The sequence below is a fragment of the Streptosporangium sp. 'caverna' genome (assembly GCF_003203775.1).
Classification (GTDB): Bacteria; Actinomycetota; Actinomycetes; order Streptosporangiales; family Streptosporangiaceae; genus Streptosporangium; species Streptosporangium subroseum.
In genome coordinates, this window is the sequence record NZ_CP029711.1 from 2,333,237 (window position 1) to 2,359,203 (window position 25,967).

Here is a 25,967-nt window from a genome sequence, read left to right on the forward strand (position 1 = left end):
TGCCACTCCGGAACGGTCAGATCGCCCCGAAGCCGCAGGTACAGAGCGTCGACTCACTGGGATTCGTCGGCCAGCGATCCCAGCGCCGCCTTCAGGGTCGCATTGCCGCGATATCCAGCCCATGTCCACCACCACAGGTCACCAAAGGGCGTGCGGAGGATAACCGTGCCGCCGGGGTGAACAGTCACGAGTCTATCCTCGCGGACCGACACCGGCCCGCTGACCGCCTGCCGGCTCAGCGTCACTGGAGGGCCCTCGCCGAGGAGAAACGTTCCGCATCACCCTGGCCACCGCGAACGAGGCGTCACCGATCCCGACCGCCCCCACCGTCGCGTGGCTCGACGAAGCAGCGCCGTCGCTTCCAGTCCTCAGGTACCCGCCACGTGTGCCCGCCCAGCAGGATCAACCGTGGCTCGTCCACGGAAGCGCTCAGCAGGGAGGGATCGATCTTCCCGATTTCCTGGCGACTGTGCAGCACGGTGAACTCGGGCACGGCGGTGAAGACAGTGGTGAGGCCTATGAAGTATCGGCGGCCAAGTGCTTCTCCGCGATCCTGCTCGCCTCAGGGGGACAGGGTTGGGATGTTGACGACGGCGACGTCGATGCCGACGTTACGGAGGGCCGAGGTGGCCTGCAGGAGTGACACCTGCGCGAAGGTGAACAGGTTCTCGACGGTTAGAGGCTTCCCGCTCTTGAGTGAGATCGCATAGATCACCTTCTTGGGCATGAAGTCATCCTTGACGGGGTGGCCGGGGTCTTTCTCCCTCACCTTCTTGAGAAACTTGTGACGGGCCGAACTGTCCAGACGGAGAGCATCAGCGGAGACACGCCCCTGGGCGAAGAGATGGTTCAGCGGCGCGGTCGACGCGGCGCGCTTGACATGGATGAGCTCGTTCTCCACACCGAACAAATCGCAGGACTCGAAGCCTCGCGGGTGCTGCTCGGTAAAGATGAGCTTCCTATCCATGCAGACGAATCCGCCCGCGGCTGCTGCTGCCTTGTTGTAGGCCTCCTCGTCCTTGAGGGCAGCGGTCCAGTTGATCAGTGAGCTCCCTGCGGAGGCGGCAAGAAGTTCACGGACCTGCTCCCGAATGCTCTCGAGGTGCCGATCGCCAACCTCGTACCAGCGCCCCTCGTGATAGAAGAAGCGGCTCGTTCCGAGCGCTACTTCGGCGGCCAGCCACTTGTGCGCCGGAATCTTGGCGCTGGCGACCTCCTGGCCTGCCTCATCTCGACACAGCTGGATGTGTCCCTTGGCCAGCGCGGTTAGCCGCCTTCCTTCTCGCAGGCTTTGCGTCTTCGTCAGCACGTGGTCCAGGTCCAGATCGTGGACGGACTCCCTTCGCGGGCCAATCTTGACCCAGTGCGACGTGGCGCTGTCCGCTTCGTCCAGACAGACAGTGGGCGCCGTCAGTGCGATGCTGCCGAGCGACGGGTCGCCCAGCAATCCGTCGAGACGCCGGTCAAGTTCGACTCGGCGGCTGTCGTCGGACTTGAGCGGCCGAACACGGGCGATGACGTCGAACGCAGGTGCGGGCGATTCCTTGGTGGCGATCCGATTGATCTCGGCCAGATCCGAAAGCAGTTCCTTCGGCGCACTTCCCAGATGGATCTTGAGGGCATCGGTGCCGGCGATCTGTACGGACTGCTTGCGTCCCTTGTTCAGGGTGAGCGAGATCTCTCCTATCTTGCCGGCGAGGCGGCTGACCACTTCGCCGTACTCTTCGATGGCGAAAGCACGGATGTGCTGGTCTTGAGCCGCCGAGTTCCGATCGGTCCGTCCACGCGCGTCCATCATGCTGTGGGTGACCTGGCGGACAGCATCCGGATTGAGCGTCCTCAGAGCGAATCCGAATCCGAAGCCCGGCGTGACATGGGACGGATTAAGGAGGAGATGCCCCATCCCATAAGTGATGGCGAACACCTTGCCCTCGATGGGGACGAGCAGCACTCCTGCGGCCGTCCGGTTCTCCACCGAGGGACGGACAGCTGTGAGCCGGTGTATCGCATCGATCCACTCGGGAGGGCGGCCTCCGCCGATAACCCCGGTGTAGAGCAGGCCACGGACAGAACCGATACCCACTTCCTGGATCGTGAAGTTGTGTTCTTCCTGGTATTTGAGGTTCAGCGCCTCGTGTAGGTCTTCAGGGGCAACCGGGACGTCCTGGAGCAGGTACAGCGTGCCGCGCCTTGTCCGAGGAGCGGTTTCCTCGTCGGAATCAGAGGTGATTATCTCGTGGTCGTTGTTCACGCCGATCTCCTTATGGAGTAGGGGGATGATGCCGGAAAATGCCGATCCGCTCGTTCAAGCCGTGGTCGAGCGACTGCAGGGCTAAAAGTGCTGTTGGCGAGGGTGGACTGATACGTGGTGCTCTACCGGCGGTCGTCGGAATGACAGCTGGCCGCACGGTGCAGCGGAGGTCGAACCACTGGCCGATTCGGCTACGCCTCCGACCTGCTGTCCCACTTCATGCGACCGCTCCCGGAGCGGAGTGGAAGATCTCTGCCATCCGCTGCGGCCACTACTGAGATTTGTGGGATCACTATGCCGGGCGGCTGTGGTTCCAGGCGGTGCTGAAGAGGAGCAATGCGTAGTCGTACATCAGCCCTGGACGACGCGCGACGATGCACGGGGAGTTACGGCCGTGTTCTGCCTGCTGGTAGATGGTCAGGTAGGCGACGTTGTCGGTGATGATGACGCGGTGCACGTTGGGCAGGTTGTAGAACCGCAGCGAGACATGCTCGCGGTGCCGGGCGACCTCGCTCACGTAAGCGGCGTTTATACGCACCTGTTCGGTGAGCAGGCCGGAAGAGAAGCCCAAATCCACACGGCGCATTTCCTCCTCCCGTCTGGAGAGCCAGGAGTCGGGGCCGAGGTCGGCATCGGGAAGGAGGACCTGTACGGACTCCAGTCGCCTGCCCGCGGCCTCCCAGACGGGGGTGAATCCGTCGCGCGTCAATTCGTTCCCGCGGCCGGCGAGAACGCGCACCCAACGTGCACGGGTCAGTTCGGACGCCAGTTCTCTGGAGGCCAGGCGCTGTCGCGGGAGGACGCGCCGAACCCCCAGGCCTGTCAGCCGGGAGAGAAGTGCGACCGGCCACTGGCGGGAACGCATGGAGAAGGCCCAGCCTCCCGCGACGGCGAGGGCGGTGGCGAGGAGAGAGCTCACCACACCGAGTACGAACTCGTTCATGTCCGTCTCCTTCGTCAACGACCGCCAGGGAGTGCTAGGAGGTCAGGCCCTGTCAGTCGGCAGATGTAGATAGGGGAGGAGGCTGCGCAGGACCGTCGCCGCGTGCCATGCGGCGATGTCGTGGTAGTCGTCGTTCTTGGTCGGGCTGGCATCATCGGAGATCCCTCGCACGACGACCCAGCCGCGTACGGTCTGGGGCCCGTCCTGCTCGTGGAATGCCTGGGTCAGACCGCCGGCCTCCATGTCCACGGCGAGGATCTTGTCGTTGAAGGCTTTCAGGTATCGGATGATCTCCGACTCGGCATTCGCGATCACTGCTTCGCCTGAGCCGATCGGCCCAGTGAGTACTCGGTGCTCACGTGTGATGCCGTGGGTGTCGGTGGTCTGGAAACTGTCCGACTCGTCGTAGTCGATGAAGAAGGAGTTGAGGGCGTGGCCGATCGCAGCCGGTGCTTCGCGTTCCTCGCCTCTGCGCTTCTGCCCATCCGGGGTCTCCTTGCGGAGGTCGTAGTAGACGACCCGGGGAGTTACGACGACGTCGCCGATTTCGATGTCCGTGTGGATGCCTCCACCGATTCCGACTAGCACAACGATGGCGGGGTTGTAGTGCCGACGGAGGTGATCGAAGGCCATGACGGTCGACCGCTGTCCTGGGGACAGCGCGCGGATGGCAGCGACTCGGGTGACCGTGTCCCGGACGTTCACCGTCCCTTCGAAGAAGGGAAGATCTCCGCTTTGGGCCCGTTGTAGGCCGAGCACCTTGTAGATCGCTTTAGCCTCCTTGCTGAGTACGGTGATCACTCCCACGTCGGCACGCCTGCCATGTGGTGTTTTCTTCTCTCGGTCGGCCGACAGGTTGACTGTCGCTCCGTGTCCGACCGCAGACTGGCTGACCACCGTGGATCCCCCATAGCTGACGACACCACTGTTTCCGGTCATCACTGATCTCCTTCGCTTTTCGAGGACTGCTCGGGGTTCTTGTCGGGTTCGCGAGCGTCCGCACGTACTTGTGCGCCGGTGCCTATTGCTGACTGCTTGATCTCGGTCCTTCCGCCCATGTTGAGCACGCCCGTGTTGATGATGCTGGTCGCCTTTTTCTTGAACGCAGAGGTGTCGAGCCCATGTGACTCGAGAAAGTCCTCGACTGCTTTGAGTAGGCGCTGTTCGATGAGTTTCATGTGGTCGTGGATGGTGACCTCGTCCAGTTGCGCATGCTTCCACGGGGTTGACTTCTCTTCCCGGATGCTCAGTTCGGCGCCGATGGCCATCCCGCGCCGGGGTTTGAGCATGCGGTTCTTCCGGGCTCGTACGGCACTGGTCAAGAGCAGGGGAGCCCCGGCTAGATGCCACATTCCCGCTACTTCGACGGGAAGGTTGAACAGCCTGCGCAATGTAGAGCGCACCACCGCGCTCGCGCCGTTCTCACCGAAGCCGTTGAGCACGTGATACTCGGTGGGAGTGCGGGTCAGCGCGCAGGCGGCGAAATCGAGACTGAGCGCTCGGCCCTTGACCGTGACCCGGAGGAAGACCGTCGTGACCAGCTCTCCGGTGGCACTAGCACCGATCTCCAGAAAATGGTGAACGGCGCCGTAGGGGTCATCGATGATCTTATCTACGTCACTCGGGTCGGGCCGCTTCCGTAGCCATTCGGGTCGAGGGGGTACGTCGGTCTCGGCGATGTACAACCGGTCCCGCATGGTGAACCCGCGCAGCCCGGTCGGATCGTTGGTGTCCCCCATGGGGGCCATCGCGGCCTTCAGATAGGCCACGAGCTCATGAGCCCCAAAACGTGGTGTCGGAGGCTCTAGCTCTTCCATCGATTTGTGTTTCTTGAGATCCGCCGGGTCTTTCACTGATCGCAAGAGCTGGATGGTGAGCGGGGGAAGCCAGCGGTGCACAAGCTCGCCGCTGCCCACGAACGGGCTCCGGTCCTCGTCGACCAACTCGAAGACGAGGTCCTCCGGTTCCACTTCGACCACCGACTGCAAGGGCCTGCGGTAGACCACGTAGGGGTGCGACTGCTGGTCCTTGATTGCTTGTTGGCGCAAGGTGAGTTTCTGCGGTCCTGGCGAGTCTGCTCCGTGCATGCGATTGAGGCGCCACTGGTAGGCGGCACCTCTTGCGCCCACCACGACAGTGATCAGCAGCGCGAGGAACGCCGTCGCTCTCGTCACGTTGTCCAGCGGAACGCGGGAGAACGCGGCTGTCAGAGGAAGCAGCATGATCAGGACGGCACACCCCATGCCGCTGAGACGTAGAAGGCGTGTCTGCTGCCGTAGTTCGTCCGATTCGCTTTGCCACCTTGTTTTCCGCAGCCATCTGTTCATCGCCGCCTTGGCTCGAAGTGGGAGCACCACCCGGGCACTTCTGACCATCAGGCGAAACAGGCCCCAGAACCCGAGTGCGCTGGCGACGGCGAAGGTGGCCGGCGGATCGACGAGGAAACCGATAGCGAAGACCGCTAGGACGCACACGTGTTGCGCCATCTCCAGGCTCCATGCCCACCAGGCGTGCCTGATGACCGGGACGAGATCAAAGCCGTACGACGGGGCGACCATACGTGTCGTGTCGTTGTGGACCTGACGAAGGATGACGCGGCAAAAGGCGGGATCGAGATAAACACCCGCGCAGAGGTGACGGGTGGCCGTGTCTTTCCTCAAGGAACCGTGGTGTCCCTGCTCGCCTCGTGCTGCTTCCGATCGAGCCATGCCACCCTCCCACTCTTCGTTTAGGTCCTCTTGACCATAAGTCGTCGACCATTTCAGGTCAAGGTGACCTTTAGCTACAGTGTTTTCATGATGGAAAGATCCAGTCGAGGCCGGGCATCGGTCACCGTGACCGTCGACCTAGTGATCCTCACCGTCCGGCGGGATCAGCTGCGGGTCCTGCTAATCGAGCGAGGCAATAAGCCATACCTGGGGCAGGCGGCGTTGCCAGGTGGGTTTGTCCGAGACGGGGAGACCCTGGATGAGGCCGCGCTGCGGGAGCTGAGTGAGGAGACCGGGCTTGACGGCCGCAAGCTGCATCTGGAGCAGTTGCATGCCTACAGTGACCCGGACCGTGATCCGCGGGGCAGAGTTATCACGGTGGCCTACCTGGCACTCGGTCCTGATCTTCCGCTGCCCGTCGCAGGTACGGATGCCGCAGCGGCACGCTGGGAGCCGATCTCATCTGCCCTCGCTGACGACACGTCGCTGGCTTTCGACCATGCCGCGATACTGAGCGATGGTCTGGAGCGGGCGAGGACACAACTTGAGCACACGACGGTGGCTGCGGCGTTTTGCCCTGAGCCGTTCACTGTTGGCGACCTGCGCCACATCTATGAGGCAGTGTGGGGATTCAAGCTCGATCCCAGTAATTTCCGCAGGAAGGTGACGCGGACGGAAGGGTTCCTCGAACCCACGGGTGGGCGCCGCTTTCCTGAGACCGGCAGACCCGCAGCTCTCTACCGCCGGGGGTCCGCATCGCTGCTGGTCCCGCCGCTGTTGCGATCAAGCGAGGTCTTCTCCTGATTCGTCGAGGGTGCCGGTTCGGGGTACGCCGCTTCACCGGTGTACCCCGAACCAGCCATAGCCTCGACTACCAGCCGCGGATTTTACGGCCGTGCTCGGTGTCGGGGTGCAGCAGGGCGTCTGCGACGCGCCCACCGGAGTCCTTGGCCCCGCCGCCGAAGTTGAGGGTTCCCTGGGCGTTCGCGCTGGCGGCGACGCCGTCCCAGTAGCGGGCCTCGCGCTCCCAGCGCACCGAGTCCAGCAGCTCGATCAGCTCGTCCTGGCTCAGCTGCCTGCCCGAGGACGCCCAACCGGTGGCCTGGTGTACGACGATGCCGATCCCGGCGAGTACGGCCGGTGCGGAGACGGCGCCACGCGCGGCGAAGTGCGGATGCAGACGCGTGAGGAGCTCCGGCAGCAGGTCGAGGAGCCGGCGCTCGGCCTGCTCGGCGGTGACCCCCTCGGGCAGACCGCTCTCGTGCAGGGTCGTAGAGGACAGAGTGAGACCGGACCGTCCGTGCAGCGCGGTGATCACCAGCACCCGCAGGGCGGAGAGGGTGATCAGCTCAGGGTCGGTCTTGGTGAGCTGCCGCTTGCGCGTCTGCATGAGCTTGGCGAACGGCACGATCTTCCCGTCGTGCTCGACCTTGGCCGCGCCCGCGACACGATGGGCGAGCCGGGTGCCGATGTCGCGCTGGTCCATGGACATCGCCAGGTTCTTGGCGACCGGCACCCCCTCGACGTTGCGGTCGTAGAAGATCTGCCGGGCGTCCGCGACACTCAGCCCGAAGTAGAGCTCGAACGGCACCCGGACCGTGCTCAGCCGCTCGTAGGTGATCCCGAAGCGCTCCGGGTTGTCGGACAGCTCGTGCCATGCGGCGACCTGGGTCTCCCCGTCGACGGCCACCACCGACGTACCAGCGATCATCGTGATGGCGCAGATGCCGCTGCCGGGGATCAGCTCGTCGCCGACCGTGCCGGGCTGGCCGTCCAGCCAGAGCGTGATGGGTGGAGTGGACCAGCCGGAGCCGTACTCACCGTTCACACCTGAGGCGATGTAGGACGCGTACGAGGTGACATTCCGCCCCTTCTGGGTGGTCTTCAGCATCCGCTGCACCAGGGCGCGGAGCTCGGCATGCCGGCGCAGGGCGCCGGGGGCGTACTTCAGCGCCCGCTTGTCCTCCTCGGTCTTCGGGGAGGGGACGAGCTGGAGCAGCGTCGACAGCCCCATCGTTCCGATCACCGCGTCCGGCCGGAACGGGGTCACGATCAGCTGGATTCCTTCGACGGCCGCGGTCGGCATGGTCAGCGTCATTGTTCTAGCTCTCTCTCGGCAGGGAACGGCTCAGGTCCGGCGAGATTTCGCGAGACCAAACGTCCTGGGGTGGCGTGAGACGAGATTGACACCTTTTCCTTCCTTGTAGTGGCTGAATTCCTGACATCCCCCGGTATCAAGAAAAGCACTCTACATTTTCCCTTTTGGTCGTAATGTGTGCGGAGTCGAAGGCCGACAGCGATCACGAGGGGAAGAGTCCGCATGGCGCAGCCGTCGTTTCCCCTCCCGGAGAGCTCCGCCCTCTCGCTGGTTTCGATGTCCGAGATCGCGGCGATGGCACAGGTCCAGCGCTCCGTGGTCCCTACTTGGCGCCGTAGGCACAGTGGATTTCCTGCCGTCGTCTTCGAGAACGCCGGACGCTCCTGGTTCGATGGGCGGGAGGTGGTCGAGTGGCTCCTAGCCACGGGGCGGGGGAATGCCGACCCCGCCCACCTTCGGGCAGAGTTGGCTCTTCATGTTATTTCCGGCCATAAAGGTCATTTCGGCCCACGACACCTCGTTGAAATTGTCGGCAGCCTGCTCTGCCTCCGTCACCTCGACCAAAAACCTCTTATTTATGGCAAAGCGGACAATGGGCATATAAATGCTGATGAAGCATGGAAGGTGCTCCAGAACCGGGCCGAGCGGATGGATCCCGAGGACGAATTCGTGCTCCGCGAGCTGCGGGCCGCCAACAGTTCGGCGGTCGTGCTGGCGCACCTCGCCGAGGATCTGGTCGAGGCCGCCTATACCACCGGGGGCGCGTACGAACGGCTTCTGGAGCTGCGGGCACGCCTCGGACTCACGGAGCTCACTGCCGAGGCTCTCACCCTCGACCTGCAGGAACTCTTTGTCCAGCTCGCCGATCCCCGGTCCGTGGTGGAGCGGCGCGAGCAGATCACCGTCGCTGACCCGCACGCCCGAGCGGGAGATCTCCTGGCGGCGATCGTGCATGCCGTGGACGCCCCCGCGACGACACGCGCCCTGGCCGCGGAGCCCGACGCCCGCCTCGCCCGCCTTGTCCGTCGCCGGTTGCTGCTCGCCGGTGTCGAGGAGGTTGACCTCGATGTCCAGACCGGCCTTGACCTGGAGGAGAGGCTGGCGGACCCGGACCTGATCGTCACTCAGCTTCCCTACCAAGCCGCCGAGACACGGTCGAAGTTCACCGCGCTGGTGGGCATCGAAAGGATCGCCGACCTGCTGGGACCCGGCCACACAGCGCTCGTGCTCGGCCCCGCCGACGCCCTGGTCGATGCGCTGTCTGACACCCAGGAGGCCCAGCTCCGCTCCGCCCTACTACGGAGCGGTGTCGTCGAGGCGGTCATCGACCTTCCCGGCGGCGTGACCCCGTACCGGCCCGGCTACCGCTGCGCGCTTTGGGTGCTCACACGCGACCCGGTCCTGGCCGCACGCGGATACGTGCTGCTCGCCGACATCAGCGCCGAGCCGCTGAACGAGCAGGTGCGTACGCGGCTGGCCGAGGATGTCCTGATCTGGCGGGCTGAGGGCCGCCATGCCGGGCACGACCCCCGCTACGGGCATGTCGTCTCCATCGCTCAGCTCGACGCGAGGTTCGGCGGTTCACTCACCCCGCCGGGACCGCCCGCTTCCCAGACCCTGTCCCGTACGGTGACCGAACGCCCCGCGCTGATCGCCGAGGCCGAGGGTCGGTTGGAGCGGGCCGGCGAGCAGGCCCGGCGATACGCCGATGACCACGGCCGTCCGCACGTCAACGTCGTGCAGCGCACCGGCAGGGTGCCCACGCCCACCGCGGTCCGGGCGCTCATCGCCGCGCAGCGGGTCATGAAGGTCAGCGGCCACCGTCTCAACGCGGAGCACATCGTGCCGGACGGTCATCACAACGTGCTCGGCACCGAGGAGATCGGCGGCGGACCGATCGGCGCGCGGCGCATCGACCGCGCCGTCCTCGCCACGTACGGGAACGCGGCCTTCACCGAGCCCGGCGACATCGTCTACACCACCTCGCCCCGGCTCGGCCTGATGGTTGACCACGACGGTCTCTCCGTCGTTGCGTTCCCCGCCCGCGTCCTGCGCGTCGCCCCCAACACCGAACGCCCTCTCACCCCCCGTGTACTCGCCGCCCTGCTTGGCGCGGCCAGGAACACCGGTCGCAGCCCCGGCGCGGTACGGGCCGCACGGCCGATCGAGGACTTCGTCGTCCCCGACCTGGACCCGGCGGACATGAGGCGTGCTGACGCTTTCCTCGCCGACATCGAGCAACGCCAGGAGTTGTTGCACGCCCAGGACGACACGCTCACCGAGATTCGTCGCCTGACGGTCGCCGGTCTCGCCGATGGCACCCTCACCATCGCCGACCCCTGATCCTTCACAACTCCCAACCCCCTACGGAGAAGAGAACCGATGCCCCCGCGCAAACAAGCGACACCCGGCCAGGGTGAGCTGCTCGACATGTCCACCACCAAAGAAATCCAGGACATCCTGTGGAAGGCCGCGGATAAGCTCCGCGGCTCCATGGACGCCTCCCAGTACAAGGAATTCGTCCTCGGCCTGGTCTTCCTCAAATACGTCTCCGACGCCTTCGCCGAGCGCCGTGCTCAGCTCATTGCGGACCCGGAGCTGGCCGAGATCCCTGAGCACCGCCGCGCTGCCTTCCTAGAGGAAAAGGACGAGTACACCGAGGAGAACGTCTTCTGGGTTCCGCCGACCGCCCGCTGGGACTACATCTCTGACAATGCACAGAGCGCGGCAGACGGCGTCGGCAAGCTTCTCGACGACGCGATGAACGCGACCATGAAGGAGAATCCGACCCTCACCGGGGTTCTTCCGACGATCTTCAACCGGGACAATGTCGACAAGAAGCGCCTCAAGGAACTTGTCGATCTGATCAGCGACGCCCGCTTTACAGGCCACGGTGATCGCCCGGCGCAGGATGTGCTGGGTGAGACCTACGAGTACTTCCTTGAGCGGTTCGCCCGCGCCGAGGGCAAGCGCGCAGGGGAGTTCTACACCCCTGCGAGCGTGGTACGGCTACTGGTGGAGATCCTGGAACCGTACGAGGGCCGGGTCTACGACCCGTGCTGCGGCTCAGGCGGCATGTTTGTCCAAGCCAGAAAGTTCGTCACCGCCCACAGAGGCCACGACTACACCCACGCCATCGCGGTGTACGGCCAGGAGGCCAACGAGCGCACCTGGCGGCTGGCGAAGATGAACCTTGCCATCCACGGCATGGACGTCAAGGGCGTGGGCGACCGCTGGGCCGACACCTTCGTCGAGGACAAGCACCCTGACCGCAAGGCCCACTTCATCATGGCCAACCCGCCGTTCAACATGTCCGACTGGGCGCGGAACACGAAGGACCCCCGGTGGAGGTTTGGCGTTCCACCGCAGTCCAACGCCAACTACGCCTGGCTGCAGCACATCGTCTCCAAGCTGGGGGAGCGCGGTAGCGCGGGCGTGGTCCTGTCGAACGGCTCGATGGCTTCCAAGCAGTCGGGCGAAGGTGAGATCCGCGCGGCACTGGTCGAGGCCGACCTGGTCGCGTGCATGGTGGCACTGCCCGGCAACCTGTTCCGAACGACGGCAATTCCGGTCTGCCTGTGGTTCCTGACTAAAGACAAGACCCCGCAGGGGACGAAGGCGCTTAGCGAGCGACGCGGGGAGGTGCTGTTCATCGACGCCCGAAACCTGGGAACGATGATTGACCGAACTGAGCGCATCCTGACGGACGACGACCTCGCCAGAATCGCCGACACCTACCACGCCTGGCGCGGCACGGAGTCCGTCAAGACGAAGGGCCTGAAGTACGAGGACGTGGCCGGCTTCTGCTATTCGGCGACTCTGGAAGAGATCCGCGAGCACGACTTCGTGCTGACGCCGGGGCGGTACGTCGGCGCGGCGGAGACCGAGGATGACCCGGATGCGGAGCCGATGGAGGAGCGGATCGCACGGCTGAGAGAGGAGCTGTTCGAGCACTTCGAGGAGTCGGCACGGCTGGAGAAGGTCGTGCGCGAGCAGTCGGGGAGGATCTGATGAAGGCCCAGAGTGCACGATTCGGAGACTTGCTCTCCTATCCACTCCGCAGCGGGGTGACCGTTTCGAAAGATAGGCGAGGAATTGGAATCCGAATGATCAACATGGGGGAACTCTTTCGATATCCCCGGCTTGGCGATGTGGATATGTCATTGGTTGATATTGATCACTCGGACTCTAGTCGCTATTTGGTAGCGCCGGGGGATCTTTTGTTCGCAAGGCGTTCTCTAACGGCGGAAGGTGCGGGAAAATGCACCATCGTTACCTCTGTGTCGAGAAATACAACATGGGAAAGCTCCATCATTCGAGCTAGGTTGGACGCAAGGCGGGCGAGTCCCGAATTCTACTACTACCTGTTCCGTTCACCTGTTGGACGAAAGCTCATCGGGAGCATAGTAGAGCAGGTCGCAGTGGCTGGCATCAGGAGTAGTGATCTAAGTAATCTCTGCGTCCCATGTCCACCGCTTCATGAGCAGCGTGCTACCACGATGCTGCTTGGGGCGCTAGACGACAAGATTGAAGTCAATGAGCGTATTGCGGCGATCTACGAGCAGCTCCTGCAATTGCAATTCGATGAGTTGGGTGTTGCTGGGGAACTTGACCCAGCCAATACAATCATGGCATCGGAGCTAATTGAGTTCAATCCAAAGGTCTCCAAACCCTCGACTGGCGAAGCTGTATACGTGGATATGGCGGCCCTCTCGACGAATCGTGCAGGAATCCAAACATGGGCGCGCAGGAAGCCAAAGTCGGGAACACGCTTCTCGAACGGCGACACACTTCTTGCACGCATAACTCCGTGCCTAGAGAACGGCAAGACTGGGTTCGTCGACTTCATGGCTGAGGGCGAAGTAGGAGTGGGGTCTACCGAGTTTATCGTCATGCGCTCTCGACCTGGGATCCCCAGCGAGTTGAGCTACTTCCTCGCACGAAATGAACGCTTCCGAGCCCACGCCATTCGCAACATGGTCGGATCCTCCGGACGCCAGCGGGTTAGCGCTACCGACGTGGCAGATTTTCTCGTAAATCGTCCTAAAGCTGAAGCGCTCACGGATTTCGGTGCTGCAGTATCAAAAGCATTCGCACACATGAAGTCGCTCGAAAACGAATCCCGCACCCTCGCTGCCCTGCGCGACACCCTCCTCCCCCAACTCATGTCCGGTCGAATCCATGTCAGGGACGCGGAACAAGTCGTCGAGGACGCCTTATGACTATCAACAAGAACAACGACAAGATGACCGAGGCCACCTGGGAGAAGCTGGCTCTGGAAGAGCTTGCCCAGCTGGGTTGGGAGTCCACAGCGGGTAAGGACATCTCTCCCGGTTCCGAAAAGCGGATGACCTGGGACGACCTCATCCTCCATGATGAGCTGCACGGAGCGATCGAGCGTCTTAACCCTGCTCTCCCCCCTAACGCCATAGACGACGCCCTCTCCGTCGCCACCGCCCCCACCTCCCGTGAACCACTCCCCGAGAACCGGCTCGCTCACGAATACCTCACCTCCGGCATCCGAGCAGTCCCCTATACCGACGAGTTCGGTGCGGAGCACACTCCCACTATCCGCATCGTCGACCTGCGCAACCCCGAGGCGAACACCTATCGCGCCGTCAATCAGGTCACCGTCATGGACGGTGAGTATGAACGCCGCTTCGACCTCGTCCTCTACGTCAACGGCCTACCCCTCGCCGTCGTCGAGCTTAAAAGCGCCGCCGACGAGCACGCCACGCTCAAGGACGCGCACGCCCAGCTCCGCACTTACGTCGGCGAGTTCCCCCTCGCGTTCCGCTATAACGTGCTTTGCCTGGTCTCCGACGGGATCACCGCCAAGTACGGAACCCCGTTCACCGACGAGTACGAGCACTTCGCACCCTGGAACGTGGACGACGAGGGTGACCCCGTGGACACCAACGCGTTCGACCATGAAGGGCCGGAGGCACTCTTCCTTGCCCTGAATGGCCTGTTCAGCCAGCCAAGGTTCCTCTCCTTCACCCAGGACTTCGTTAATTTCACCCCCAAGGGCAAGCGCATCTCGAAGCCGCACCAGTTCTACGCCGTTCAAAGGGCCGTCGAGGCGATCGTCGAGGCGTCCCGCAGCAACGGGCAGGCCGGGGTGGTCTGGCACACGCAGGGTTCCGGCAAGTCCGAAGAGATGGTGTGCACCAGCGCGCTGACCTCCCGACACCCCGCGCTCAACAACCCCACGATCGTCGTCATCACCGACCGCACCGACCTCGACGACCAGCTTTTCAACACCTTCCAGGACAGCCAGACCCTCCTCGGCCAGACCCCGACCCAGGTCCAGACCCGTGAGGAGCTGCGCACGGAGCTGACCAACCGCCGGACCGGCGGCATCATTTTCACTACCCTGCAGAAATTCGGCCGTACCAAGCAGGAAAAGGACGTCGGCGCGGACCACCCGCTTCTGTCCGACCGGCGCAACATCCTGGTCATCGTCGATGAGGCGCACCGCAGCCACTACGACAATCTCAATGGCTATGCCCGCCGCCTGCGCGAGGCTTTGCCGTACGCCACGTTGATCGCCTTCACCGGCACGCCCATCTCCAGGGCCGACGCAAATACTCGGGAGGTCTTCGGCGCAGGCAAGGATTACATCGACGTCTACGACCTCAAGCGGGCTGTGGACGACGGGGCGACGGTCCGTGTTTATCACGAGCCACGGCTTATCCCGGTCTCGCTGCCCCCGGATGTGGACCCGGAGGCCATCGACGAGCAGGCCAACGCGTTGACCGCGGACATGGATGATGCCGAGCGGCGCCGTGCCCTGCACTACGCCGCGCAGATGACCAATGTCTATGGTGCTCCCGACCGGATAAAGACCCTCGCCGAGGACCTGGTGGCGCACTGGGAGAGACGTTCGGAGCTGATGCGCCCGCAGATCGGCGAGTCAGGCAAGGCGATGATCGTCTGTGTCACCCGGGAGGTCTGCGTCAGAGTCTACGATGCCATCGCCGAGCTGCGACCCAAATGGGTGGACAAGGACCCGCGCAAAGGCAAAATGAAGATCGTATTTCACGGTCTTCCCAGTGATCCCCAGAATCTGAAAAACCACGCGCTGCGCCCCTCCCAGCACAAGATTATCCAGGCCCGGGCGAAGGACATCAAGGACGAGCTGGAGCTGATCATCGTCCACTCCATGTTGCTCACTGGCTATGACGCCCCGCCGATCCACACCCTCTACATGGACCGTCCCATGCGAGGGGCGAATCTGATGCAGGCTCTGGCCCGAGTCAACCGCCGCTTCCGGGGTAAGCAGGACGGCTTGCTCGTCGGCTACGCGCCGCTCACCGAGAACCTCAGGAAGGCACTCGCCGAATACAGCTCCGGCGACCAGCAGGACCAGACGTTGGGCAGGGACGTTGAACGGGCCATCACCGAGGTCCGCAACGAGCACGCCACCATCTGCGGCTTGCTCTCCGGCATACCCTGGCGGACGCTGCTGGCCGACACTTCCAGGCCCAAGCCGTACGTGCACGCCCTGCGCATGACCGCCAATCATCTGCGCGACCCGCGAACCCCCGGCAACCAGGTCGAGTCGGGTGCCAAGACGCTCGGTGTACGTTTCCGGGAGAGCGCCACGCGGCTGGAGCGTTTCTACCGGCTGTGCGCGATGAGCAGGGAGATCTCCGAGCGCTTCGGCGACCTCCAGACCTGGCGCAAGGACATCGCCTTCTTCAGTGAGGTACGCGCCTGGATGGTGCAGCTGGACGCCGCGGACCGCGAGGCCAGCGGCAAACCGTTGGCCTCCGAGGTCAACGTCTACCTCAACCAGCTCGCGGCCTCCGTCGTCGACGCTGACGAGATCACAGACCTGTACGCCGAGGCCGGTCTTGGCAGACTCGACATCACCCATCTCAATGACGAGCACCTGCGCGAACTCCAGAACTCCGAGACACCGCACCTGACGGCCGAGGCACTGCGCCGGTTGATCGAGCAGAAGATGCGCGAGGTGACCCGGCACAACATCGTCCGCAGGGAGAGCTTCGTCGAGAAGCTCGAAGACCTGATGATCCGCTACATGCGGCAGCAACTCAACAGCGCCGAAATGATCGCCGAGCTAGTCGCCATGGCCAAGGAAGTCTCCGCGGAAGCCCGGCGCGGCGAGCGCTTCGACCCTCCGCTTAACCACGCCGAGCTGGCCTTCTACGACGCTGTGGCCAACCACGATCTCGCGAAAGTCTTGATGGGCGACGACACCCTCGCGCAGATCGCCCGTGCACTGGTCGCGGACATCCGTAAGAATCTGAGCGTCGACTGGCTCTCCCGCGAGCCAGTACGCGCCAAGCTGCGCACCCGCATCCGGCGCCTGCTCGCGAAGTTCGACTACCCGCCGGCAGAGGAGCGCGCGGCCGTGGACCTCGTCCTCAAGCAGATGGAAACCTTCGCCAACGAGTGGGCCCCGGGGGCGCAGTAACCGGTATCCATGCCTCGGATTTAAGCCCCGCTGAGGAAATGCGAGCAATGTGTGGAAGGTCACCCAGGCTCCGGCAAAGTGGAGCTTTATCCGATTTGACAGCTTGGGGTTGAGGCTGAGACCCGTGACGACCTGCGTCGAACCCCGGTCGAGCGTCGGACGCGAAGCGCCCGTCTCTCACTCCTGGAGCTCTCTCACGTCCTGACGCGTCGGAGATCGTCCTTGCAGCATTGAACGGCCGCTTGACTACTGACATGTACCCGAGGTGATCCATATGCCGCGTGAAGGAGGACGAGTGACTGATCTGGATCTGGACAAACTCCGCAGAGAGTGGTTCGCAGCCTTTATTGGCGACCTTCTACCCCGGTCTGAGGTCCCCAGCGTTCGACCGGATCTGGGCGAACCGGAGCTGGCCCGGTCATTGCTCTGTGCGAGAGTTGCCATGCTCGACGGAAGGGGATACCGGGCCTCCGAGATCGGCGCCCTGCTGATCGGGAGTCACCTGTTCTCCACTCCCTATCCGGAACAGCAAGACCTTGACAAGCTGATCAAAGCCGTGCGGTGGCGGACCCGGTTCAGCGGCCGGTTTTCGCTGTTGAACGGCGCGCTCCTGCCACTGGCCCCAGACGACGTCTACTTATATCTTCTGGAGCACTGGGCAGCGGAACGAAGCCGTACTCTCACTCCCGGGCAGATCCAGCGGGAGCTCACTCAATTCTGGGGCGTGAAGGACACGCGGATGCTTCAGGTCTTGAGCTCTCTGCCCGCTGATCCTCTGAAGGACTACCGGAACCTCTTCAACCGACTGAAGTCCGAGCCGGATATCCATGCCCGGAACCTCGCCGCCGGCTCATTGACCCACCAGACGGCGGTGCGTGCCGCGGACTTGTGGTTCGACCGGCTGTGCTGGAATCCCAACGCCATCCAGCACCTGTTCGAGATAGGAGACGATCTCGTACGGAGTCGGGCAGCCGAGCGACTCCTGAGCAACACCCTGGCCGGAATGTCTTTGGATTCCGCTCTAGCGAGCACAGTCTCTCGCGCGCTCTCCTTCGTCCGCGATCATCTGGAAGCGGTCGCCGGCACGCTGGAGGGACTCAGCGCCTTCGAGCGTGATCTGATCCGCGAACGCACCGCCGACGAACAGTTCCAAGATGGTTGCCTGAAGGCGTACCTCGGCTGGGCGGATTCCTCCTTCTCCGGCTTCAGCGAGAACGACACGGCGCGCGGGGTGTGGGGGCCGCTGCCTTGGTGGAGCCTTGCCACGAAGGATGAGCAACAGAGGGAAGCCGCTGCGGGTCTGCTGGTCCGGCGAGGCGCGAACCTATCGGTCGACGCCAGCGTCCCTGACATTCTCGACCTTCGGATCACAGCACCGGGTCTCGGCTCTTCCGGCCTTGATGCTCACTATTCCTATGCTCTCAAGCACCTCCCGGACATCTGTGAACTCCTCCTGCTGGCCCGACGCGGACGGGTCAACATCGACATCCTCGGCGAGAGCGAAGCGGATGAATGGGATCAGTCGGAAGTTCTCCTGTACGGCACCCTGGTCATCGAGCTTGATGGTGAAGTCGTCTCCGAACTCGCCCTACGCGCTACTCGGGCATTGCGTGCGTTGCTTCCTCCCGCTCGCGCCGACGATCTGCACCCGGGTGAGGAGAATATCCATCTGGCGAAAATCCTCCAGACAGCGGGCTACTCGATGCCAGAGCAGGGACGCTTCGAAGCGCTCTGATCCTGCCATGCATGATGACCGCCGAACCGGACAATTGCAGGGGCCATTGGGATTTGGCCACCGTCCTCCACTAGTTCACAACCCCGGGTGAGTCGATTGCCTAATTACACCGAGGCTCAAGCCGAGGCCATTTCCTGCCTCGACGAACCGCTGCAGATCATCGCTTGTGCAGGATCGGGCAAGACGCAGGTCATCTCACAGCGGATCGCTGCCATCCTTGCCCACCCGGACGTAGAACCCCGGAACCTCATTGCTTTCACGTTCACGGAGAAGGCCGCAGCCGAGTTGAAGGAACGCATCCTCTCGATTCTCGAGAAGGAAGGCCTCGATACGTTCGGTCTTGCCGAGATGTACGTCGGCACGATGCACGGGTATGCGCTGGGCCTTCTTCAGCGGCTGGTCCCCGAGACCTTCAAGTTCTCGGTCCTCACCGAGATCACTTCCCGGATGTTCGTCGACCGCAACAGCCGCAAGTCGGGCCTGACGGTCTGTCCGACGCTCTCCGGCGGCACGCCGTACCTGCGGAGGTTCTTGCACTCGCGGCTCTTCCTACAGGCTACGAGTGTTCTGCGGGAAGACACTGTCGACTGGGACCTTGTTCCAGTCGGCGTGGTGGCATCCTTCGAGGACTACATGAAACTCCTCTACGGGCATGCCTACTTCGACTTCACCGAGATGATCCACTTGGCGGTCCAGTTTCTTGAGGGTGACGTCGACGAAGACGAGAGCGCCGGCATCGTTCAGCAGCACATCCGAGACGACATCCGATACGTGGTGGTCGACGAGTACCAGGACGTGAATCCGCTTCAGGAACGGCTGGTCCGCGGCCTGACCCAGTTCGGCGCCAACCTCTGCGTGGTGGGTGACGACGATCAAACGATCTACCAGTGGCGGGGGAGCGAAGTCTCCAACATCGTTACCTTCAAGGACCGGTACGAGGGCGTCCGCCAGGTCACGCTGGGTGAGAACTTCCGGTCCAGTGAAGGCATCGTCGAGGTCGGCCGGTCCGTCGCCGAGCGAATTCCGGACGCGAACCGGCTTCCCAAGGCGATGGTCCGGGCCGGGCATCAACGATGGCAGCGCGGCGACATGATCGCGCGCGAGTTCGCCGACGAGAACGACGAGGCTGAGTGGATCTGCGACCGCATTGAGGCCATGAGGGGTCTCGCTTTCCAGGACACCGCGGACGGGGAAGCACGAGGACTTTCGTGGTCTGACTTCGCGGTCCTCTATCGCTCAGTCGCGAATGACGCTGGTGCTCTCGTGGAGGAGATGCGCCGGCGCGACATCCCCTACGTGGTGAAGGGCCTGAACCGGCTCTTCGAGAGCCCCGAGATCCAGGCAGTCGTCGGCGTCTTCCGTTACATGGTTGGGCTGATGACTGCTGCAGACCTTCACAATCTCTGGGCGGATGCGAAGCTTCTTCCGTCAACCGCAGACTGGGACGGCGCAATGGCGCTGCTGGACGAAGGGCGCGACTTCGACCGCGGCGAGCGTTGGGGCGTGTACAACATTCAGCGCCTCTACCTCGAGTTCATGGAAGCCCTGGGTCTGCGGGAGGAGACGGTTCCAGGGGAGTCTTTGCGACGCGAACTGGTCTTCTACCAACTGGGCAAGTTCAGCCAGGCGATCTCGGATTTCGAGCAGATCTACTTCAACACCGACCCCAAGCAGAAGTACGAGGCGTTCGCCGCTTGGCTTGAGCATCAGGCGCCCGGGTACTACGCGGATTCGGACGCAGACGTGGGTTACGCGACGCCCGACGCGGTCACGCTGACCACGGTCCACCAGGCAAAGGGCATGCAGTGGCCGGCGGTCTTCCTGCCTTGTCTTCGCGCGAACCGCTTCCCGGCCAAGCGACAAGGCGGACTTGGGCTGTTCCACCTCATCCCCGAGACCGCCGTGGGGGACGCCGACCGATACAAGGGCACGCTCGATGACGAGACGCGACTGTTCTACGTAGCGGTGACGCGTGCTCAGAAATACCTGTATGTCTCCTTCTCGCCGGGGCCGAATCAGCTCTACAGGAAGCGGTCGGTCTTCTTCGACCACTGCGCGGCCCAGCAGTGGTTCTCGACGCGAGACCAGGGCGTCCAAGCAGATGCGCTTCGGCTTGAACCGCAGGCTCGGCATGAGACTCCCAGCGTCACGCTGTCGTTCTCGGAGCTGAAGTACCTCTTCGAGTGCCCCTACCAGTTCAAGCTTCGATTCCTCTATGGGTTCAACCCGCCACTCCATGAGGCCCTCGGCTACGGGAAGGGCCTCCACGACGCGCTCGCCGAGATCCACAAGCGGGCGATCAACGGCGACCTGGCTTCCCTGGCCGAGGCTGAGAGCCTTGTCACCCGGCATCTGCACACTCCGTATGCCTACCCCGAGCTCAAGGCAACCCTCCACCGTGCAGCCGTTGTGGCAGTCCAGCGCTACCTCAGGGAGCATGAGACTGACCTCGCGCAGACAGTGCACAGCGAGAAGCAGGTCCAGGTGCACGTGGCGCCGGGGATCACCGTCGACGGCCGCATCGACCTCGTACGCAGACTCGACACCAACGAGCTCGCGATCGTCGACTTCAAGTCGACGGCTCGAGCTCAGGACGAAGACGTGACCCGAGATCAGCTGCACGTCTACGCGGTGGGCTATGAAGAGCTGACGGGTGAACGCGCGGATCTCATTGAGGTACTGAACCTCGATGAAGAGGGAAAGACGATCCGAGAAGAAGTCGAGGATCCACTGCTCATCGGTGTGCGGGCACGGATCAAGGAAGCCGGAGACTCGCTGCGCGACAACAACCTCCCTCGGTTGTCCGTCTGGGGCGAGCAGTGCGGCAAGTGCGACCTGGCCGAACTCTGCCGAGACGTGCCAATGGAGGCGAAGCGAGACCGACGCGCGGCGACGGGACGTTGACGTCAATTGGCAGTCGGTGAGTGTCCCGGCGATTGACCGAGCAGGCCCCTCGTCGAGCGGGCGTTCGGGGTTCCTGACTCGTCGCGCTCGACGTCCGGTTCCGCAACGTCCTTCCAGCCACCGTCGAATCCGAAGTAGTCGATCCGGCTCGCAGGATTCTGGATGCGGTAGACCTTGAAATCATCGCCCTGCGCGTTCTCTACGACGTAGAGCCAGAACAGGTCTCCATCCTTGACCGCCTGCTGATGCTGGCGGCGCGACAGCATGACGCCAGCGATGGACCACTGGCCGCCCGTCGACTTGATCTCGATCCGCCTCACGAGCTCGCCGCGCTTGTCGTACGACTCGACATCGAAACCTGCGTTGCTGTGCGCCATCTCGTGGGGATCGCGGCCGCACTCGCGCTCGTACTCCAGTACGCGCGCGACGCCGGCCATGTCGATTGGCGACAGGTCTGGAGCCTCGTCGCCAACGGCCCCGCGATCGCCCTCGTCCTCGTCGGTCTCCACGACGTAGGAGCGCAGGCGAGTCTGTCGCCCGGTTCGGGTATCCGATCCGTCGCCCTTGCGCCTTCGCTCGCCCGTTCCCTTGCCGCCACCGCCGCTGCCACTACCCGAGCCGCCACCGCCACCCGTGCCGCCACCGCTACCGCCGCCCGTGCCGTGGCGGTTCTCCTTCGCGTCGGGAGCCTCGTCTCCTTCTGACTCCACGGTTTCGCCGTGGCTGCTTTCACCTATGTTGCTCTCGGCGTCGGCATCCGTCGGTGCATCGTCCACGAAGTCATCGGCCACGATGGCGTCGTCACCTACGTCTGCCGTGGGGCTCCATGAGGCTTCGTGCTCGGTCGTGTCGAGCTTCGCGATACCGAAGTCATCGAGCGCGAGGTGTGCCTCTTGAGGCGAGATCGCACTCAGGATGGGCTCAAGCCGCATGGCGAGTGGTCCGGGGTCGTCGTCGGGCGCGATGGCCCGGGCAAGTTCTCGTGCGAGTGCCCGGTCCGACGCCTTGTCCGCGTACACGAGATGGTCCTCGTCAGGCAGGTAGATCGCGTCGGCGCCTTCCGGACCGATCTCATACGAGTAGCCGAAGAGTTCGGCCCGGTAGGAAACCCGGAGTCGGGCTGCGCGCAGGATCGTGAGTTCTTGCAGCTCATCGAGGACCTGCTCGTCGTCAAACACCCGCCGGAGAGCGCTCAGACGGTCAGCGATCCTGTTGGGGAGCTCGGTGTCGACCCGGGTATCGACATCAACCAACTTGGCCTTGATGAGTTCCTCGACCCGCTGCACTCCGGCTTCGGCAAGGGCCGGCCAGGTGCCATGAACACGAGGGATCACATTGTGAGCGAGCTGAGGGAAACGCTTGTGAAGTGCTCGGCTGTCCTCGAAGAACAGATGGTCCGGCCACGCCAAGAGTCCGCGGGGATCAAGGGTCGAGCGCATGCGCCCCAGCTTCGGAAGGACGCTGCCGGCCTCGGCATGCTCCAGGAGCTCAGACAGTCGGCTCCAGCAGCCGTGGATGGCCTCCGCCCCGTCCTGGTCCACCTGGTCTGTGCCGTACTCGTGAAGGATCGATTGTAGTACGGCCGCGATCTCGGTCGGTCCGGGTTCGTGCTTCACGCCGACGACGTCGAAAAATGGCTTGTACTGGAGCCAGTCCTCGGGGAGGGTTGTGCCCCATCTACCGAAGGGCGACTTCTGCCAGAACGCGGTTGTGGGTAGGACAAAGCGTCCCTGACCGATGTAGACACACGGCGTCCCGCGAAGTTGCTTAACGGCTTGATGATCCGCGTTGTTGCTCAGCACCCGGTAGACGTCCGGGTTCATCTCGCTCTCGGCGGCCGCGCAATGTTGGAGGTGGGCCACGACTGTCCTGGCCGGCGGAGCCGACGGCATGCCGAGCCAGCGCAGCCGCTGGAAGAAGCGGCTTTGGAGGTCCGAGGCCAGTCCGAGTTCGTCGCCCTGAGTGCCGTACAAGTGGCGGGCGTTGGTGGGTAGCACCTCGCTGGGCTTCGCGCGTCCGCCGCGCTTGAGCGGAAGCCATCGTCGCGCGGTCAGGAACTCAGGTGGGCTCTCTGGCAGGTCATCACGTGCCTGGAGTGTCCGCAACACCGCCCCGACAACGGAGGCGTCCGGATCTTTGTCTCCGCTGGCAAGCCTTTCGACCGCCACGATAAGAGCGTGGTCGGAGGGTAGCTTCCGCACACCGAGCCACTCCAGAACAGAGGGAGCTACGCCAGTGGTGAGTGCGACGGGAAGGGCGGGGGCCAACGTCGATATATCTGGAGACGGCAGGTGTACCGCCGGTGCGGGGCGTAACTGCTCGTCGGCGCAGGGCACGAGCGCGGCTGATGCAAGGCTCTCCCGGAGTCCGGTGAGCTCCTCCTGGTGAACGGCGATGAGCTTGAGTAGTTCGCTCGCCTGGCTGATGGAGATTCTCCCCGCCTCTGCTGCCGGGAGAACATGAAGGCGGATGTAATCAACGATGTTGAGCGGCCGCGCGCCGAGCGCGCTCAGAAGTTTGTGATAGTCGCGTGCTGCGGTGTGTGCGACCAGGTTCGCGACCTCAATCGGATCGCGGAAGTCGTTCGGAAGTGACAACTTTGTCAAGGGTTCAAATCCGGAGGCAGTCGGAAAGATCGGAAGCTCGGCGACCTTCTGACGAGTTGTGGGGTTGGTGATCCCCACCAGATTTAGGTTCAGCCAGTCGAGCAGGTTGTCAGCAAATGCGCCGAGCGCTTCGGTGTCTACGGCCTGCAGGATGCGCGCGGCACACGCGACGTCCAGGGGTGAACATGCCTCCCGGAGCCCCGGGCAGTGCGTCTCGATCGTCTCCACATCCGCAATCAGCAGATCGTCGACCAAGACCTCGAACAGCGTGCCGTCGTCTCCTGATGCCGGCCACACGACCTGAGATGGCGGCGCGACCATGCCATTGCGGCAAGGAACGATCGCCACATCCCCGATGCCATCGACGTTGGCAACCTTTCCTGGCAGGCGTTCGAGCGCGTCGAGGATCTGGATCAGCTCATCGCGATCGAGTGGACCGTCTGACAGGTTGAACGCCTCGGTGATGCCTTTGGAGCGGAGTTGCTCGACGACATTCCGGCCGGTCAGCACGCTTATTTCATACGCCGTATACATGGCGTTCGTGTACAGGCGGCGGTGCAGGTGCCGCGCAACTAGCGGCAGGCCAATCTTGGCCAGCGCCTCGCCAGACTCGTAGAGCTCTGACTCTGCCGGAAGTAGCACGTTTTTCGGTAGTGCACGTGTGCCGCCGATCGTATCGACGACGGGAAGACCCGGAACCACCTGGCGCAAGGCACTGAGATACGTCGCAGAGTGGTTCGGTTGGTCGATGCTTACTCCACGGCCCAGGTCCGTGATGCCGCCAAGGAACTCCCAGAACGCTGGCAAGCCAAGTCGCTCGGCGATCCTGCCTGCTTCCTCCGCTATGCCTCGTGCGACCGCAGAGATCGCTGCGCGGTTCCACTCCGCGTGATACCCGGAAGACTCGAAGCGGACTGCCTTCCGGTCAGTGCTGGGAAAGAACGCAGCATTGACGTTGGCGGGCAGCCCGCTGGGGGTCTGAGTCGGCAGCGTGGCATAGAGCACACCGGAGTTGATGCTCTGATCGACCGGCATCGCGATGGTGACCATCGTGGGTCGCTCCGGATGGATGAGGCCAGCTGCACGTTTCACCAACAGACGAGCATCCGTCTGGAACTCCGACTGGATGGTAAGCCACCGCGTGCTGGAGGCCGTGTCGTGGACGACCACTCCGTCCTCGACATCTTCGCGCTCGATGCAGAACCTGCCCCGCGAGGTTTCGAGTTCAATGCTGGTCACGTGCTGTAGGAACAGCGCCGTGGCGTGAGCGTCATCGAGGAGCGCTGTCTCAATTTCCGCAATCGTTTCGTCACTTACCGGCGGGACTTCGAGTTTCTCCCGAAGTGGGCTGGCGACGCGGGCCCACGGCAGAACGAATGTTGTTCCTGGCCCTCCGTGCGCTCTGGCGCACTGCCCGTCGCATGATCGGAGGCGTTGATCCTCCTGGGCAGTTTCGTCAAGAATCCAGTGCTCATCGTCGTACAGAAGCTCGGGAGCATCCGTGATCTGGTACACCGAGGTGAAGCCGACCCCGAAAGCTCCAGTTGTAGATGCGTCGCCTGCCTTGGTGCGGCCGGCAAACCGGCGGAAGGCGTGAAGGTCACATCGCTTTGGCCAGGGACAGTTGCCGTCATCTTCTCCGCAGTCGGTGAAGGTGCCGTTGTTCCAGACCGTGAGCGCGTCGTCGGTCACCGTGAATCTGATGGTGGTGGCGTTGCCAGCGTCGTCGGCGTTCTGGGTGAGCTCGTGAGGGATGGTCGTCGCCCCACCGAGGTCTCGCAGTGTCGTCGCAAGCGCGTCGAGATAGTCGGACGACTTCGAAAGTGTCCGGCGCTTCTGCTCGTTCACGGCAGGCGTAGCTGCTCGTCGAGCGGGACGGTCGTCGAGGGCTGCCCTTGCGTCCGTAGACAATCAGCGAGGCAGAGCGTGTCATGACTGAGCCGGGATGCGCCAAGTCTGTCGCCGCCCCGCAGGTCGAACGAGGTTCGGTAGAGGGCCGACGGCTTCTCGACGTATAGCGGGTCGAGGACGGCGCCTGGCACCGTCAGGGGGTGAGTCTTCAGCTCAGTCATGGATGCCCTTTAAGAGGATTTTCGATCTCGCCTCACCGTAGCGCCTGATCTTGGGGGTTTCTGGTTATGCGGCAGGCTAGGCGGTGACGATGTAGCCGAGGGATTCGAGCTGGAGCGGTGCTCACCTTCCCACGCACCCGTGGGCACGGGAACGTCGATCATGAAGAAGCTCTCCCACCTTGTCGCTGAGAATGGCCGTCACCCGTC

At 63.4% G+C, this 25,967-nt stretch carries 15 protein-coding genes; 7 read left to right on the top strand and 8 right to left on the bottom strand.

Going from position 1 to position 25,967, the window contains the following annotated elements:
* Positions 1-53 precede the first annotated feature (53 nt).
* The 5 genes from DKM19_RS52490 to DKM19_RS10305 all read right to left on the bottom strand — a co-directional run bounded on the left by DKM19_RS52490 (position 54) and on the right by DKM19_RS10305 (position 5,902).
* Entirely contained in the window at positions 54-188 is a 135-nt protein-coding gene (locus DKM19_RS52490) for a hypothetical protein (RefSeq protein WP_255415512.1), read from the bottom strand.
* A gap of 374 nt (positions 189-562) precedes the next feature.
* Positions 563-2,251: a DUF6119 family protein gene (locus DKM19_RS10290; protein WP_162641403.1), complete on the bottom strand. Its 1,689-nt coding sequence runs from the start codon at positions 2,249-2,251 to the stop codon at positions 563-565.
* A 292-nt stretch (positions 2,252-2,543) separates the two neighbouring features.
* Complete coding sequence (locus DKM19_RS10295) at positions 2,544-3,194, bottom strand: hypothetical protein (RefSeq protein ID WP_110695498.1); 651 nt, start codon at positions 3,192-3,194, stop codon at positions 2,544-2,546.
* A gap of 42 nt (positions 3,195-3,236) precedes the next feature.
* Positions 3,237-4,133 (bottom strand): hypothetical protein, encoded by an 897-nt coding sequence (locus DKM19_RS10300; RefSeq protein ID WP_110695499.1) that lies wholly within the window; start codon positions 4,131-4,133, stop codon positions 3,237-3,239.
* Positions 4,133-5,902, bottom strand: coding sequence for a hypothetical protein (locus DKM19_RS10305; protein ID WP_162641404.1), 1,770 nt, complete (start codon positions 5,900-5,902; stop codon positions 4,133-4,135). Before DKM19_RS10305 ends, DKM19_RS10300 begins: the two co-directional genes overlap by 1 nt.
* A 90-nt stretch (positions 5,903-5,992) precedes the next feature.
* Between DKM19_RS10305 and DKM19_RS10310 the strand changes: the two genes are divergently transcribed.
* Entirely contained in the window at positions 5,993-6,706 is a 714-nt protein-coding gene (locus DKM19_RS10310; protein ID WP_110705623.1) for an NUDIX domain-containing protein, read from the top strand.
* 67 nt (positions 6,707-6,773) lie between these two features.
* Here the strand turns inward: DKM19_RS10310 and DKM19_RS10315 are convergent, their stop codons facing one another.
* The gene (locus tag DKM19_RS10315) at positions 6,774-8,000 is read right to left on the bottom strand and encodes a DNA sulfur modification protein DndB (protein WP_110695501.1); all 1,227 of its coding nucleotides are present in this window, start codon (positions 7,998-8,000) and stop codon (positions 6,774-6,776) included.
* Positions 8,001-8,624: 624 nt separating this feature from the next.
* Between DKM19_RS10315 and DKM19_RS10320 the strand changes: the two genes are divergently transcribed.
* The 6 genes from DKM19_RS10320 to DKM19_RS10340 all read left to right on the top strand — a co-directional run bounded on the left by DKM19_RS10320 (position 8,625) and on the right by DKM19_RS10340 (position 21,082).
* A complete protein-coding gene (locus tag DKM19_RS10320; protein ID WP_239514184.1) occupies positions 8,625-10,343 on the top strand; it encodes a hypothetical protein in 1,719 nt (572 codons plus the stop codon).
* A 39-nt stretch (positions 10,344-10,382) separates the two neighbouring features.
* Positions 10,383-12,011, top strand: a complete 1,629-nt coding sequence (locus tag DKM19_RS10325; RefSeq protein ID WP_110695503.1) for a class I SAM-dependent DNA methyltransferase — start codon at positions 10,383-10,385, stop codon at positions 12,009-12,011.
* A gap of 95 nt (positions 12,012-12,106) precedes the next feature.
* Positions 12,107-13,222: a restriction endonuclease subunit S gene (locus tag DKM19_RS49375; RefSeq protein ID WP_162641406.1), complete on the top strand. Its 1,116-nt coding sequence runs from the start codon at positions 12,107-12,109 to the stop codon at positions 13,220-13,222.
* Positions 13,219-16,443: a type I restriction endonuclease subunit R gene (locus DKM19_RS10330; RefSeq protein WP_110695504.1), complete on the top strand. Its 3,225-nt coding sequence runs from the start codon at positions 13,219-13,221 to the stop codon at positions 16,441-16,443. Before DKM19_RS49375 ends, DKM19_RS10330 begins: the two co-directional genes overlap by 4 nt.
* A 295-nt stretch (positions 16,444-16,738) precedes the next feature.
* A complete protein-coding gene (locus DKM19_RS10335; RefSeq protein ID WP_162641407.1) occupies positions 16,739-18,178 on the top strand; it encodes a hypothetical protein in 1,440 nt (479 codons plus the stop codon).
* Between the two features lie 96 nt (positions 18,179-18,274).
* Positions 18,275-21,082 (top strand): ATP-dependent DNA helicase, encoded by a 2,808-nt coding sequence (locus tag DKM19_RS10340; protein WP_110695506.1) that lies wholly within the window; start codon positions 18,275-18,277, stop codon positions 21,080-21,082.
* Positions 21,083-21,084: 2 nt separating this feature from the next.
* Here the strand turns inward: DKM19_RS10340 and DKM19_RS10345 are convergent, their stop codons facing one another.
* Together DKM19_RS10345 and DKM19_RS10350 are read right to left on the bottom strand one after the other, a co-directional pair.
* Entirely contained in the window at positions 21,085-25,536 is a 4,452-nt protein-coding gene (locus DKM19_RS10345; protein ID WP_110695507.1) for a DUF3883 domain-containing protein, read from the bottom strand.
* Positions 25,533-25,760 (bottom strand): hypothetical protein, encoded by a 228-nt coding sequence (locus DKM19_RS10350; protein ID WP_110695508.1) that lies wholly within the window; start codon positions 25,758-25,760, stop codon positions 25,533-25,535. The genes DKM19_RS10345 and DKM19_RS10350 overlap by 4 nt, the downstream gene beginning before the upstream one ends.
* Positions 25,761-25,967: the final 207 nt, after the last annotated feature.